General features: G+C 61.1%; 11 protein-coding genes and 6 pseudogenes. 9 read left to right on the top strand and 8 right to left on the bottom strand.

Annotated features, from left to right (window positions below):
* Nucleotides 1-246: 246 nt before the first annotated feature.
* Complete coding sequence (locus QTI66_RS32380) at nt 247-1,257, bottom strand: extracellular catalytic domain type 1 short-chain-length polyhydroxyalkanoate depolymerase (RefSeq protein ID WP_286564479.1); 1,011 nt, start codon at nt 1,255-1,257, stop codon at nt 247-249.
* A gap of 230 nt (nt 1,258-1,487) precedes the next feature.
* Here QTI66_RS32380 and QTI66_RS32385 point away from each other — a divergent pair, with 230 nt between their 5' ends.
* A complete protein-coding gene (locus QTI66_RS32385; RefSeq protein WP_286564481.1) occupies nt 1,488-3,080 on the top strand; it encodes a sensor histidine kinase in 1,593 nt (530 codons plus the stop codon).
* A 68-nt stretch (nt 3,081-3,148) separates the two neighbouring features.
* Nucleotides 3,149-3,330: pseudogene (locus QTI66_RS32390) on the top strand (DUF3597 domain-containing protein); the annotation flags it as partial.
* A gap of 356 nt (nt 3,331-3,686) precedes the next feature.
* Here QTI66_RS32390 and QTI66_RS32395 read toward each other — a convergent pair.
* Nucleotides 3,687-4,736, bottom strand: coding sequence for a YihY/virulence factor BrkB family protein (locus QTI66_RS32395; protein ID WP_286564482.1), 1,050 nt, complete (start codon nt 4,734-4,736; stop codon nt 3,687-3,689).
* Nucleotides 4,737-5,215: 479 nt separating this feature from the next.
* Between QTI66_RS32395 and QTI66_RS32400 the strand changes: the two are divergent.
* Nucleotides 5,216-5,473 (top strand): annotated as a pseudogene (locus QTI66_RS32400) (DUF4158 domain-containing protein); the annotation flags it as partial.
* A 23-nt stretch (nt 5,474-5,496) separates the two neighbouring features.
* Here QTI66_RS32400 and QTI66_RS40015 read toward each other — a convergent pair.
* The 5 genes and pseudogenes from QTI66_RS40015 to QTI66_RS32420 form a co-directional block, all read right to left on the bottom strand.
* Nucleotides 5,497-5,640: pseudogene (locus tag QTI66_RS40015) on the bottom strand (IS110 family RNA-guided transposase); the annotation flags it as partial.
* 72 nt (nt 5,641-5,712) lie between these two features.
* Nucleotides 5,713-6,729 (bottom strand): TRAP transporter substrate-binding protein, encoded by a 1,017-nt coding sequence (locus QTI66_RS32405; protein WP_444815079.1) that lies wholly within the window; start codon nt 6,727-6,729, stop codon nt 5,713-5,715.
* 112 nt (nt 6,730-6,841) lie between these two features.
* Nucleotides 6,842-8,197, bottom strand: coding sequence for an oxalate/formate MFS antiporter (gene oxlT, locus QTI66_RS32410; RefSeq protein ID WP_286564483.1), 1,356 nt, complete (start codon nt 8,195-8,197; stop codon nt 6,842-6,844).
* Between the two features lie 483 nt (nt 8,198-8,680).
* Nucleotides 8,681-8,869 carry a hypothetical protein gene (locus tag QTI66_RS32415; protein WP_286564484.1) on the bottom strand — a complete coding sequence of 63 codons (189 nt, stop codon included), beginning with the start codon at nt 8,867-8,869 and terminating at the stop codon, nt 8,681-8,683.
* A gap of 228 nt (nt 8,870-9,097) precedes the next feature.
* A complete protein-coding gene (locus QTI66_RS32420; RefSeq protein ID WP_286564485.1) occupies nt 9,098-9,445 on the bottom strand; it encodes a hypothetical protein in 348 nt (115 codons plus the stop codon).
* Nucleotides 9,446-9,483: 38 nt separating this feature from the next.
* Between QTI66_RS32420 and QTI66_RS32425 the strand changes: the two genes are divergently transcribed.
* From QTI66_RS32425 to QTI66_RS32430, 3 genes and pseudogenes are all read left to right on the top strand, one after another.
* Nucleotides 9,484-9,729: an autotransporter domain-containing protein gene (locus QTI66_RS32425; RefSeq protein WP_286564486.1), complete on the top strand. Its 246-nt coding sequence runs from the start codon at nt 9,484-9,486 to the stop codon at nt 9,727-9,729.
* Nucleotides 9,720-9,830 (top strand): annotated as a pseudogene (locus QTI66_RS40020) (IS6 family transposase); the annotation flags it as partial. The gene QTI66_RS32425 and the pseudogene QTI66_RS40020, both read left to right, overlap by 10 nt.
* Nucleotides 9,831-10,258: 428 nt before the next feature.
* Nucleotides 10,259-10,611 (top strand): annotated as a pseudogene (locus QTI66_RS32430) (transposase); the annotation flags it as partial.
* 426 nt (nt 10,612-11,037) lie between these two features.
* Here the strand turns inward: QTI66_RS32430 and QTI66_RS32435 are convergent.
* Nucleotides 11,038-11,286 carry a hypothetical protein gene (locus tag QTI66_RS32435; protein WP_286564495.1) on the bottom strand — a complete coding sequence of 83 codons (249 nt, stop codon included), beginning with the start codon at nt 11,284-11,286 and terminating at the stop codon, nt 11,038-11,040.
* Here QTI66_RS32435 and QTI66_RS32440 point away from each other — a divergent pair.
* From QTI66_RS32440 to QTI66_RS32450, 3 genes and pseudogenes are all read left to right on the top strand, one after another.
* Complete coding sequence (locus QTI66_RS32440; RefSeq protein WP_286564494.1) at nt 11,170-11,475, top strand: hypothetical protein; 306 nt, start codon at nt 11,170-11,172, stop codon at nt 11,473-11,475. The genes QTI66_RS32435 and QTI66_RS32440 overlap by 117 nt on opposite strands.
* Before the next feature lie 26 nt (nt 11,476-11,501).
* A pseudogene (locus tag QTI66_RS32445) lies at nt 11,502-12,111 on the top strand (ISKra4-like element ISBugl3 family transposase); the annotation flags it as partial.
* Nucleotides 12,112-12,233: 122 nt separating this feature from the next.
* Nucleotides 12,234-13,370, top strand: coding sequence for an IS110 family RNA-guided transposase (locus QTI66_RS32450; protein ID WP_286564487.1), 1,137 nt, complete (start codon nt 12,234-12,236; stop codon nt 13,368-13,370).
* Nucleotides 13,371-13,708: the final 338 nt, after the last annotated feature.

The following is a 13,708-nucleotide window of genomic DNA, read 5'->3' on the forward strand; positions in this document are numbered from 1 at the left end:
TGCATCATTCAGTGGGCGGAGTATGTCCCGCTCATGGCTGCGCGCCGGAGGAAGTCCAGCGTCACGATGTGCACCGGTCAAGGCGCCATTTACCTGTCAATCCTCTAGGCGATTTGGTTCGGTCGGCACATGTAAGAATGGCCGATCGACGCCCACAGCGGCGAGAACGCCTCCAGGCAGCGCCGGGAAGAAGTATGGACAGGGCTGCCGCGGAATTCAGGCCTGAGACAAACGACGAGGATTGGATCAACTGCGGAACTGCTTTGACGCAAACGCCCAAGCCATGCGAGATGCGCAAGGCCCCTCGCCGTCGCTGAATGGCTCCCTGGCGGACCCGCCGCTCCAGGCATGGCCCAGTTGCGCAATCTCGACGAGTGTGGCGACTGTGCTTCCTTTTCGCTGGTAGTCGGTCACGCTGGTGGCGTAGCGCTTGCCGCGTTGCACGCTGCGCGGCGCCGATTCCCGTGCACCCGCCGCAGCCGCCCATGCCCGTGCAGCGGCTTGGCCGTTGCCGGGTGCGACGACGCGGTCGATGCCGCCGTGAATGACCATCAGCGGCGGCCATGCAGCAGTCATCCTCGCCACGGGCGCCACCGCCTGCAGCCGTGTCCTGCGCAGGCCGTGCATGGCGCCCAGCGCCGACATGGTGGAGTGCGCGGTGCCCGGGGGAATGCCGGAGTGCATCACCACGGCCTTGAAGCGTTCCGGGTGCCGCGTCACGAGCAGCGCGGCCATGCTGGCGCCCGCCGAAAGTCCTGCCACGGCGACGCGCGTGCGGTCCACGCCATACATGATGCTCACCTGGTCGATGGCATTCATGATGAGCGCGGCTTCGCCGTACGCGCGCCCGCCGGAGGTGTCGAACCAGTTCCAGCAGCCACCCGCGTTCGACGCGCGGTCCTGCTCGGGGTAGAGCACCATGAAGCGTTCACGCGCCGCGATGGAGTTCATGCGTGTGCTCTTCGCAAAGCTCTTCGCGTCCTGGCTGCAGCCGTGCAGCATCACCATCAGAGGCAGCTTTTCGCCGAACTTGATGTCGGGCGGCCGGTAGAGGCGGTAGCGCCGCATGCCGGCTGCGCCCATCGCCACACCCGCGAGCCACTGGCCCGTGCGCGTGGGCGCCTTGCGCTTTTCAATCGCCTTCTTGACGACGCCGTCGACCGCCTTCTTGCTCACGCGCAGGCTGCTGCGCGTCAGGATCGTCATGTTCCGCTGGAAGATCTTCGTCCAGACGGAAGTCAGCGTTTTCTTTGCCATTGGGTCGTCGAGCAAGCGTTCGGCATGCGGCGAGGCGCAACCGTGAAGTCGGGGAAGTCATCGGCGGGTCTTTCTTCTCGCGGTGGGCCGGATGGCCTTGCCGCTCCAGAAGTCGATGATCTGCTTGGTCATTTCAGCCCTTCATCGTGGCGACCTGGCGTTTCGCAGCCGCGGTCGCTTGGCCCCGTGCCGAGCCTGCCACCCGGTTGACGGCGCTCGGCCACATACTCGTGGCCGGGTTCTTCATTGTCCAGGGATTGCGCATGTCATTCCTTCGCGACCACTGCGGCCGATGTGAGAGCATGAGGCCAAGACGCCCCGAGCGCCTGCCCGATAATGCAAGAACTGGATGCTTCGATCCGTGCCACACCTCGCCGACGAAGCTGCGCGGCACCTGCTGTCGAGTGGACCATGGCATCTGCGCAACATCAACCATGGCGAGTCCTTCGCGCTCGACATCCAGGGCAGCACCTTCGACCCGGCGAGCAGGAGAAGGTGAAAGAAGCGCATGCGAAACCCGCCAACCACCGCTACACGGCGCAAAGGAAACCTCCTTGACTGATCTGCCATCCGAACTTGAAAAAGTCGCAGACCACTTGCAGGGCCAGCTGGACGCCATCCTTCGCGACTGGCGAAAGTCCATCCGGCAGGACGCTAGCCTTTTGACCAATCGCGTCTTGCCGCGCACCCAGCTGAACGATCACGTGCCTGACGTGCTGCTGGCATTCGTCCAGGCGATTCGGGGAGCCGATGCACGGAGCGCTACGCCCGAGGAGCCCAACCCTGACGCCGCCACGGCGCACGGCCTTCACCGCTGGCAGCAAGGCTATGACCTGCATGAGGTGACACGCGAATTCGGGCTGCTGAACGTTCGCATGGTCGAGGAACTGGATCGCTGTGCGGCCACGCGCCTGGACGTTTCACCCGAGGCGATGTCGCATGCTCGCCGCCTGTGGGCCGTGGCGTCGGCCAGCAACATCGAGGAAAGCACATCTCAATACTTTGAGCTCCAGCGCATGGAAGCCGCGGGCCACGTGAAATACCTCGAGAATGCGTTGGAGCAGGTGAAGGAAATGGAGCAGCAACGCGCCGAACTTTGGCGCCAGATCGCTCACGACCTTCATGGCAACGTCGGCGTCGTCGCGACGGCCGCGCGTGGCCTGGGGATGCCGCAAGTCACGCAGGCCACGCGTGACAGGTTCATCTCGATCCTGGACCGCAACATCCACTCCCTGCGACACCTCCTGTCGGATGTCACCAGCCTGACGCGTTTGCAGGCGGGCCATGAAACGAGGGAGGTCCATCGTTTCGACGCCGCGGCCGAACTGGCGAACCTGTGCGATGGCATCCAGTCTTTCGCCGACGAGCGCAAGCTCTATCTGCGTTGCCAAGGCCCCTCTCCCTTCATGGTCACGAGCGATCTGGTGAAGCTGCGTCGACTGGCCCAGAACCTCGTGCTGAATGCGCTGAAGTACACCAAAGAGGGCGGCGTCACGGTGTCGTGGGGCGAGCAGGATTCGGCGAGTGACGAGCGATGGCTGTTGAGTGTCGCTGATACGGGGCCGGGCCTGCATGCTGGTCCCGGATCACCGCTGGCTTCGGCGCTACAGGATGCGACGCAACTCACCAGCGAAGCGGAAGGGGAGCGCCCACATGAGATCCGCGAAGATTCACGGCCGGTAGTCGAAGGCCCCGGTGAAGGCATCGGGCTGTCGATTGTCAAACGGCTGGCCGATCTTTTGAATGCGAGCGTGCAACTCGAGTCGTCTGAAGCGACGGGCACTGTCTTCAAAGTGCTCTTCCCGAAGAACTACTACGCCTGACGGTCGCCGGTGGCGCCTGAAGTGGCTCTGTCGCTTCAAAATGCGCAGGACTACGCCGCCGGCCTGACACCGCGATCGTCGACTTGATGAGACTCTTGGGCCTGCACAGCTTTCTCACGGCTCGCAAGGAACTGGCCAACGAACCACTACCCCGGCGACACCAACGCTTCGGGCACGATGAACATCTGGCTGCATCGTCAGTTCATGAACACAGAGTAGCAAAGTAGCGGCGAATGGTGGCAAGGTGCCGGCCCGATCTTTGAGACTGACCGATTTGGGAATCCGGACCAATCCCAAGTGGGCGGATGCCCTCGGCCTCGAAGGCATTGGTCACCCCGGCCATGTCAAGCAACGCGGGAATCTGGCAACCCGCCCTGCCCTGCTGCCACGCGCGCGCCCCTTCGCCGAAGCGACCTGATCGCGCTTTACGCTTGAGTCACCATTGACATTCGAGGCGATTCGCCACGCCGCGTCGGAAGATCAAGAGAGGTTGCCCGGCGCAATCTCATGCTGCAATATCGCTTCTCGAAAATGACGCGCCTGTGGGGCGGCGGCAGCGACCGGCGTAGTCCAGCACTGGCCTCAACTGGTGGACGCCAGAGCAACTCAGATTCGTTTCAGCGCCTTTGCCGTGGCGCGTCGCTTCTTGTGGAGCGCTTGGATGCGCCTTTCGGCGAGCGCATCCAGCACCGTCATCGCGCCCAGTATCAACAGCTTGGGGATCACGCTCTTAACCGCCCGTTCGATGCGCTGGTCGACTTCCTTTTGCATGTCTGCGACACGTGCAATGCCAGCGTAATCGGGCAATGGTGCCGCGGTGCGGCCGTCACCCGTTTCACCCACCGACTCGCCGGTCATGGATAAACTGCCGCCACTTGATGACTTCGCGGACCCATGCTCCTGTGCGAAGACCTTGGTGAACTCCGCGCCGAGCAGGAAGATCTGTGCGGCGTAGTAGACCCACGCCAGCAGCAGCACCAGTGAGCCCGCACCGGCAAATGCGTTCGCCATCCCGCTCTTGCCGAGGTACAGGCCAATCAGCGCCTTGCCCAGTTCAAACAGGACCGCGGTGACCGTTGCACCGGTCCAGACATCCCGCCACGCGACCGGCGTCGTGGGCATGTACTTGAAAATCATCGCGAACAGGACCGTCGTCACGCCGACCGACACCGCGAGGTTCAGGCATTGCAGAAAGATTTCCCCGCCCGGCAGAAGGCCACCAAGAAAACTGCCGAACGCGGCAAGGCCAGTGCTGATCGCCAGCGACACCATCAGCAGGAAAGCCAGGCCAAGGATCAATCCGAACGAGAACACGCGCGCTCTCAGGATGCCCCACACGCCCTTGGGCTTCTGCTCTTCGGTGACATGCCAGATCCGGTCGAGTGCGCTTTGCAGTTCAGCGAAGACGCTGGTGGCACCGACCACCAGCACGACGATGCTCAGGACCGTCGCCAGAACGCCCTTGCCACTGATGGCCGCACTCGTGATCATTGCCTGGATCGCCTTGGCAGAATCTTCGCCGACCATGCCGGAGAGCTGGCCGGCGATCTGCCCCTGCACTGCATCCGCGCCGAACACCAGGCCCGCGACGGCAATGACGAGCACCAACAAAGGTGCAAGCGAAAAAATGGTGTAGTAGGAGATGGCCGCCCCCATGCTGGGCGCAAAGTCGCTGGACCAGGCGATCACCGCCTTCTTGCATACGCCAAACCATTGGGCGGCTTTCATTGCACGCTGCAGCCTGAAGGCAGCCCTTCCGGCGATCGCATCGCCGGGTCAGAAATGGCGTGACGCGGGTTCATGTCTTGGGGGTTCATGGTGGCGTCGGGCCGCAGCTAATTCCGAGCACTTGATCGTGCGACGCAAAAGGTCGCACGCATGTCGGACAGTGTGCCGACCAAAGCTTGAGCTGTACGGTTGGGCGAGATCGTCGGAAGCCGCTGGTGCCTTCAGATTGGGGCAATCGTATTTTTTCGACAAATTGACACGGTCGTCCGTCAAGGGCCCACGCGCTGCGGCCACGACACGTAACCGAACACAAAAAGGGGGCTCGCAAGGCACGTGACAGGAGTAGATTCACGGCCCCGACTTCCTGGAGACTCGCCGTGTCGTCGTTTGCCAAGCGCTTAGTCGGCATGGAGGACCTGCCTGCCAGGCTTTCCGAGTTCGACGTCGAGCAAGCCTTTTGCCTGAGCAAGGACGATCTTGCTGCGATCAGCGAACGGTTCCGCCGGGACCGACGCGGTGCGGCCGCCATCCAGATGCTGTTCCTGCGGGCAAGCGGGCGACCCATGGACCGATTCGCGTCCTTTCCCAAGACGCTGTTGCGATATGTCTGTGATGCGCTGCAAACGTCGACCGTAAGGATCGCCACCCTGCGCTCGCTCTACGAACGCCGCCAGACCTTAGGCATCTACACCTCGGGCAGGAACTGCGCCGCGTGCAGGCGGGCGAGCGTCGCGGCGTCGATCTTGTCGGTCATCACCTTGGCCCAGGCGATTGCCCGCACTTGCATGGGGTTGGCGATGGCTACGTGATGCACGAAGGGCATCAGCGCACGGCCCCGCGCGAGCGACGTCGTACGGGAGCTCTACGGCGTGATGGCTGCGCGAGGGCGACCGTAGCCAGCGCGTCAAGGGTGGTCCGGATTGAAGTTGGTTTCCTTGTAAATCGACCTCACCAACGCCCTGCCGATGCCATCCTCCATGTTCCGATGGACAACCACGAGAGCCTTTTTCCATTCGGCCTTTTCCTGTGGCGTCAGCCGAATGACCTCTGTCTTGCCTTCAGCCCGCAAAGCTTCGAGCGCGTCGTTGTTGGACTCGGAAGCTATGTCGTTGGCGAAAATGGTCGCCTCTCGCATTGCGTCATTCAAGGTTGTGCGTATTTCGATGGGCAGCGCGTCCCAGAATTTCTTGTTGACTATGACGGCGTAGCCCAAGTAGCCGTGATTGGTCAGAGCAAGGTATCTTTGTACCTCTTGCATGCGCTGGGTGTAGAAGTTGGAGATCGGGTTCTCGGTGCCGTCCACGGTTCCCGCCTTCAACGCAGAAAGGGTATCCGAAAAATCCATTGCACGAGGGATCGCACCGAGTGCATGCATCTGCGATTCGAGCACTACAGATGCCTGAATCCGAATCTTTAGCCCCTTAATGTCATCGGGCTTCTTCAATGGTCTGTTGGCGCTGAACTGCTTGAAGCCATTGTCCCAGTAGGTGAGGCCAAGGATTCCCTTTGGCTCCAGCTTCTTCAACAGGTTTTTTCCTATCGGACCTAAAACGATGCGGTGCACGTCCGCATAGTTGTCAAAGATATACGGCAGGTCGAAGACTCCAAACTCACGCAAACCCAGTGCGGGGAATTTGGACAGGCTTGGGGCCAGCATCTGCACCTTGCCACTTTGTAGGGCGGCGAACTCGTCTGCGTCTTTGTAGAGCTTGCTGTTGGGGTAGACCTCAACCACCACCTTTCCCTTGGTGCGTTTTTCCACCAAGCCCTTGAAGTACAGGGCCGCCCTGCCCTTGGGAGTATCTTCGGCTGTGACATGGCTGAATTTGACGATCACCGGCTGCTGCTGCTGCGCGATTGCGCAGCTTGTGCTCACCATTGCCGTCAAGCTGAAGAGTATCGCCGTGAGTCTCGATTTCATTTTTTCCTTTCCGGGCCGTCGTCGGCACCATCGTAGAAGGATGCGGGGCGAATCGGCGCTGGATTGCAAGCTGATTGAGCGCTGAGTACGCGCTCACCCAAATGCAAAGCGCTCAGCGGGCCGGGATGGCACCCGATGCCAGGGCGGCTTCCGTGTCGACACCTACGCTCTGGTTCGCAGCTTCGATGTGCGCGCGACGCATTGGCTTGAGTACAAACCACGCAAGAAGGGCAGCAACCGCGTTCATGACGCTGGCAACGATGAAGACGACGTGCCATCCGCCAGTCGCTGTGGCAAGCACGCTGGACAAAGGCACAAGCAGGGAAGCCGTGCCCTTGGCCGTATACATCATCCCTGCATTGGCCGCCGCGTACTTGGATCCGAAGGTATCGGCGCAAGTGGATGGAAACAGGCTGTAGATTTCGCCCCATGCAAAGAAAACCAAGCCTGTCAGGATGACGAAGGCAACAGGATTCTGACCATATTGGTAAAGCGCGAGGATCCCGATTGCTTCCAAAGCAAAGGCAACAAACATGGTCGGTTCGCGACCGATCTTGTCCGAAACCCAGCCGAAGAAAGGCCGAGTCAAGCCATTCAACACCCGATCAATTGCCAGCGCGAAAGTCAGCGCCGGAAGTGCCAGCCCCATGATGCTGACAGGCACGTCACCTATTTTGAAGTCCTTGGCGATCGGGCCAAGTTGGGCAGTCGCCATCAAGCCGCCGGCTGCGACGATAACGAACATCAAATACATCACCCAGAACACCGGACTTCTCACAACCTCCATCGGTTTGAAGTCGCGTCGCGACTGGGGCACCGCGGGCCGATCAGACACCGACTGAGCCTTCTTCTTCAGCGCTGAGCTGACGACATGGCGCGGATCGGTCAGCAGCAGCGCCAGCACGCACACGACAATCCCTTGACCGATTCCGAAGTAAAGGAACGCGGCCTCGTAGCCACTGGTCTTGATCATGGCCGAGATTGGCAAAATTGTCAGAGCGGAGCCAGCGCCGAAGCCTGCCGCAGTCAATCCCGCGGCCAGCCCGCGACGGTCGGGAAACCACTTGAGTGCATTGCCGACGCACGTGCCGTACACCGCTCCAGCACCAACGCCGCTGACTGCTGCTGCGAAATAGAGCATGAAAAGCGAACTCGCATACGAATTCATCACCCAGCCGACGCCGCACAAGAGACCGCCGACCAGGACGACCGGGCGAGGCCCGAATCGGTCCACCAGATAGCCTTCGATCGGAACCAGCCAGGTTTCGGTGAGGACGAAGATGGTGAAGGCCACTTGAATCGATGCTCTCGTCCAGCCGTGCTTGTCGGCGATCGGATTGACGAACAGCGTCCATCCATACTGCAGATTCGCAATCATCGCCATGCAGACGATGCCCATCAACAACTGCATCCAACGGTACGACGCAGGCTTGGTTGCCATCGACGCTAACGTGCTTTCCTGTGCCATTTTCGGTGTCTCCAATTTTGTAGCCAGCTTGATCTGGGTAACCGCGTCGATGCCCCAGTTCCAATGTCGAGTTCTTTGCTGAAGCCGACGCTGGGATGATTGTGCGAATGGGCCGCGCCCCTACGCGTTGACGACGGTCAAGATTCAGGAAAACGGTCATATAAGTGGAATGCATTCCACAGCTGACATGCGGACTCGGGCGACGTACTGCGGCGCTGCATGGCGTCAATCGACTTGAGATGCTGTTGGGTTGCTGGTCTCAGGCGCCAGCAGGCACAACCGCCGGTCGAGCGAATGGTGCAGATCGCAAACCGTTTGCGCCTTCTGCGCAGGTCAACGCGGTGTGGCCTCTTGGTCCGCTATCGCACAGACGGCCGCCACGGATTGGTCTACGCTTTGTATGGCAGCCTGTCGGCGCTGGTAGAGAAGCCTCGGCAGCCGCCCTTTGCGGGCGGTTCCTCGATGCCGACAGCTGTCCCCAATTCAAGAGGAGGTGCCTATGGAAAGCTTCACGCAGCCTTTTTCGTCCACAACGAATGCAAAGCTGATCGCAATAGGCCAATGCAGGCCGTTCTTGTTCCGGTCGGCGGTCGCCTGCAGCATTTGACCCGAGGAGTCCGGATCATGAGCCATGCGATGGTGTGCACCAACCGGAGAGATCGTGCGCACCATGAAGCGCGGGACAAGGATTTCGGAGCCTCCTGTTGGGCGCAGAGCAACTGCTCGTACGTGTTGCAGTCTGCGGCGTAGCAGGCGCAGGTCATCGCTTCGAGCCCGCCCCGATCGAGCACTGTCAACTCGCCGCGCCTGTAAGCAATCAACCCCGGCGCTGCATAGCACATGCGGGCAGCGGTGATGCCCACGCGTCGCACGCCCAGCATGTAGGAGAGAACTCTTGCATCATGGGAAAGTGGTTGGCATGGGCGCGGTCCGATCGCAGGCATCCGCCGACGTCGCCACCGCCATCAGCACGTGGGTGCAGCGCGGCGCTGCGGGCAGTTCTTCGGGGAAGTTGCCGGTCGTGATGCGCCACGCCGTACCGGGGCCTTGCACCAACGCGCGCAGTGCGACACCAACGGCGTGGGCACCGATCTCTACGCCACTTGGTTCCAGGACGATCGCAGGATCGCCCGCATGCGCTATCGCTCGCACTTCGGCAACGCGTCCGCAGAAATCGGCTATGCCCTGCCAACGATGCAAGACAGCGTCTGGGTCATCATGCCGCAGTGGCAGATCGTCTACATCCATGCCACTCGTACAACTTCACCGAATCCGACGGCACGGATGTGCAAAGCGCCCATCGCGGCGGGTGGATTTCACGGCTGGGCGTGCGCGCGATGCAGGCGGGTGGCCAAGACGCAAGCAAGGTGAGCTTTCGGCCTTATGGTGCATTGAACTGGTGGTACGCACGCAACCTGCGTGAGGAGGTCTTGCTGAACAAGAGTTCAACGAGTGACCTGTATCCGCGCAACCGCCTTGAACTGAAGGGCGGCGTGGCCGTGTCGTTCAGGGTGCGAGCCAGCGCGGCGTAACGTTGGCCCACACGAAGACCATGCGCTGGGTCCAGCGGTTCGCGCCCGAGTTTGAGAAGCGCTGGAATCGGTTCATTCGCAAGGCCGGTCGTCGATCGAGAAGACCCAGTGCGCCCGCCACAGGACATCCGGCACGCGCAGCAGACGTTGAGCGACATTGACGCCCACGGCGCGTCCAACGAAGTGTTGCCGAGAAGTGCGGCCGAAGTTGCAACGCACGTTCAGGGCTTGTCGCAGCCTGTGCCCAACGGAGAAGTGCGTCCGACGCATCGCAAGCAGCCAGAAGGCCAAACACGGGTGGCGAACCCGCACGGACCCATTCGCCGATGCTTGGCCAGTCATTGACGGTTGGCTGATCGCGGAACTGTCGATAGCGGCCAAATGATGGATCGACAGGTCGCGATGGTTCCAGATATCTATGACGGTAAGGCGTTGCTGCGAACCGGGGTGAAGGTTAGCGCAGCGGGCGCCGACGCGATCGGCCGGTGGTCGACTTGCCAAGCAGCGCATTGAGCGAATTGAGCGCACGTTCTCGCTGTCGCCCGGCCAGGCACTCGATGCGCCAGAAGCCGCGCGCTGTTGCGTCGCCTGGGCGGACCGGATCGCCCCCTGCATCTGTTGATGGACCGCGCCTACGAGGGCAATGAGACCGGGCAGTTGGCGCTCGATCTGGGGTTCATTCCAGTCGTGCCGCCGTTGAAGACTCGAATTGAGCCTTGGGAGTATGACCGCGAGATGCACAAGCGCCGCAACGAAGTCGAGCGACTGTTCCGACGCCTCAAAGGCTATAGACGCATCTTCTCTCGCTTCGAAAAGCTCGATGTGATGTTCGTGGGCTTCATCAGCTTCGCCCTGATCGTTGACGGGCTTCGTTTGTGTTAACACGCCCTAGTCGGGAGACTGCCTCCGACGCAAATCGGACGCGCCATCTCGGTCAGAAACCGCGATGCCAACAACCGGAATTCGGCCCCGATACCCTCCTTCAGGGAGGGGGCAAATGCGGACTTGGTCAGGCAAGCTTCAGAAGCCCAAAGCGAGCTTCCTGGCATCGCCTCGTGCCGGCCAACGCGCAGATACCTGTCATCATGTCCCTCAAACCCTCCGAACCCCCAGTCCCTCCATTCCGTTCGACTCCTGCTTCTGGCTCGTTGACGCTGAATCTCACCGACACACTGGAAGTTTTTCGTCGAGATGGCCGTTACTTCGTCCGCTATGACGCAGGCGCTCACCGCATGGCATGGTGGAGGGACGAAATCAGTGAGCACGACGCCATGCGCGTTGGCTCCGGCTGGCCCGGCAAATTGGAAGTCATTGTTCGCCTTCAAACCGCTTGGGCTTGGACGCAAAAATCTCGAATTGACTGCCGCACGCCTGAGGCACAACTACTACCTGAATTGAATGCGCGATGCGGATCACAATATCGCAACGATCCTCGCCGAGCTGGACGCTTCGGGGCTCGCCGACCAGAGGATCGTGATCCTGACCGCCGATCATTGCGCCATGGACGGCGCGCACCAGCTGCACGCCAAGGGCGCTGTCGCGTACTGTGAACAGCACAACGTGCCCTTCATCGTTTCCCGCCCGCGCGCATCCCGGCACCTGGACGTAAGTCTGCGTTCCCTGCAGCGCAGGCGTGCGAGATCGCCAGCAAGGTCAGCGGCTCAACACGGAACACACGCTTTCGAGCCGACAGGTCGAAGCGCGGGCGCTGGTGCAAATCGCGCCTCCGGTAGGCTACGCTTTTGAATTGAAGGCGTATCGATGGCGAAGAGGTCACCGACGGCGCCAGGGGCATGCGCTCAGTGGTGACCTCGGTTCGCGCCACGCGTCGCGCCGAAGATCCTCGACTGGTTTCATCTCGGAATGAAGCTGCATGCAGTGAAGAGCCCAATCTACGCACGGTGGTACTTCGCTGGCGAACGCCCACTGTTGATCACACGATGTGAGCGGCTTTGGAAAAAGATCCGCAAACGCGCTTTGGCGAGGAGAGGGCGAAGTCGCCATTGAGATAACACGCACGTTGATGGCATCCTTGCACGAGGAGCTTGATGCACTGGAGCCCTTTTACAGGCAGTGCGCCGAGACCGCTCACGGCGCCGCCAAGGCTCTGCTCGGCTTCCTTGAAAACAACAGGAAGGACCTCGCGAACTATCAGCGAGAAAGAATGAAAGGGCGACGAATCTCATCGGCGTCAGCCGAGTCCGTGATGAATCACGTGGTCAATCGCCGGATGTCGCCTCGAAGCGTCAGCAGATGCGTTGGTCGATGAGAGGGGCGCACTGCCTCTTGCAAACACGGGTTGAACTCCTCGATGGCCGTCTCGAGGAACACTTCGCAAGCACCTTCCCTCACTTCAGATCGCAAGAGCTGAGACGCGCATGAGCATGAAGGGGCCTCCCCCAAATTTCGTCCGCTCCCCGTTTTAGATGCTATGTGGGACTACCCGAGCGAGACCCGATTGGCTAAAACGGAGTTTCCTCAACCTCGTAGCAAAGGAGACGGAAATGTCGACAACTCAAGCAGTCCCACAAAGCGAGAATACGGCGGTCTCGGGCGAGCTGTATATGAGCTTCGAACTCGGCGACAGATCCTGGAAGTTGACGACGAGCGATGGACTCCGAAGCCCGAGTCGATACAACTTGGAGGCCGGCGACACGGCTGCCGTCACACAGTGCATCGGTAGGGCCCGGGAGCGCTGCAAGCTCGAGCCACAAACCCGGGTGCACTCGTGTTACGAAGCTGGCCGCGACCGCTGGTGGCTGCATCGCTGGCTGCTCGAGCAGGGCATCGACAACATCGTGGTCGACTCTTCGAGCATCGAGGTGAGCCGACATGCCAGGCGCGCCAAGACAGATCGACTCGACGGCGACAAGCTACTGACGATGTTGCTGCGCCATCATCGCGGCGAGCGTGTGTGGTCGGTGCTATATGAGCCCACACCCGAGGACGAAGACGCGCGCCGCACGCATCGCGAGCTCGGCCGGCTGACACAGGAGCGAACCTCGCACACGAACCGGATCAGTTCGCTGCTGGTGCTGCACAACCTGCGTCCGAACGTCATCATCGGCGGACGCGACTGGGCGCGCTGGTGGGAACGTCATTGCGAGCAGGTGCCGCCGGTCCTGCGTGCGGAGATCGTGCGCGAGAGTGCACGGCTGACGCTGGTTGTCAAGCAGCAGGTCAAGGCCATGGAAGCCGAGCGGCGCCAGGAAATGGCCAATGGCAAACAGCCGCAGGTGGCGCAACTGACCCAGTTGCGAGCCATCGGGTCCAAAGGCGCCTGGGTATTGGTCAAGGAGGTGTTTGGATGGCGGCGCTTCGCCAACCGGCGGGAGCTGGCCGGCTGCCTCGGGTTGGCACCCACGCCCTATGCCAGCGGCAACAGCCAGATCGAGCAGGGCATCAGCAAGGCCGGCAACAAACGAGCGCGGGCGCTGCTGGTCGAACAAGCTTGGAGTTGGCTGCGCTGGCAGCCCGGCAGTGCCTTGACAGAATGGTTCAACCGGCGCTTCGCTGGAGGTGGCAAGCGCATGCGCAGAGTGGGCATCGTTGCCTTGGCAAGAAAGCTGGCGATCGCCCTATGGCGCTATCTGCAGTACGGCGAGATTCCGGCTGGAGCGTCGCTCAAGCCGGCTGCTTGAAATCCCGCCCAGCCTTGTTCCGAAGCAGCCAGTCATCGCATCATGATCAAAGGTCGACGCGCCCGAGAAGTCAGTGGGTCACTGCACCAACGTGACCGCGTTCTTAGGCCGTCAGATCGAAGCGCCGGCGCGATTTCCTTTTCTCCAGCAAAGCTAGAAAGAACATTATGAATGGCCTGATGCAGACGGAGCCACTGCTCATTTCGAACCTGCTCGTCTTCGCCAACCGGAACGTGTCAATGAGTTTGCTACACCCGGCTTCATGAATTTACTGTGCAGGGCTGTGGTGATGTTGGGTCGGCGGTCTCCGATGGTGGTGGGTTGATCCATGCTGCGTT

Origin of the sequence: Variovorax brevis, from assembly GCF_030317105.1 — a bacterium.
GTDB classification, from domain to species: domain Bacteria; phylum Pseudomonadota; class Gammaproteobacteria; order Burkholderiales; family Burkholderiaceae_C; genus Variovorax; species Variovorax brevis.

Coding starts and splice junctions, on each gene's coding strand:
- QTI66_RS32405 (WP_444815079.1), bottom strand. CDS start 6,729: ATGAAATCGAGACTCACGGCGATACTCTTCAGCTTGACGGCAATGGTG.
- QTI66_RS32450 (WP_286564487.1), top strand. CDS start 12,234: ATGTCGACAACTCAAGCAGTCCCACAAAGCGAGAATACGGCGGTCTCG.
- QTI66_RS32420 (WP_286564485.1), bottom strand. CDS start 9,445: ATGGATGTAGACGATCTGCCACTGCGGCATGATGACCCAGACGCTGTC.
- QTI66_RS32380 (WP_286564479.1), bottom strand. CDS start 1,257: ATGGCAAAGAAAACGCTGACTTCCGTCTGGACGAAGATCTTCCAGCGG.
- QTI66_RS32395 (WP_286564482.1), bottom strand. CDS start 4,736: ATGGGGGCGGCCATCTCCTACTACACCATTTTTTCGCTTGCACCTTTG.
- oxlT (WP_286564483.1), bottom strand. CDS start 8,197: ATGGCACAGGAAAGCACGTTAGCGTCGATGGCAACCAAGCCTGCGTCG.
- QTI66_RS32415 (WP_286564484.1), bottom strand. CDS start 8,869: ATGGTGCGCACGATCTCTCCGGTTGGTGCACACCATCGCATGGCTCAT.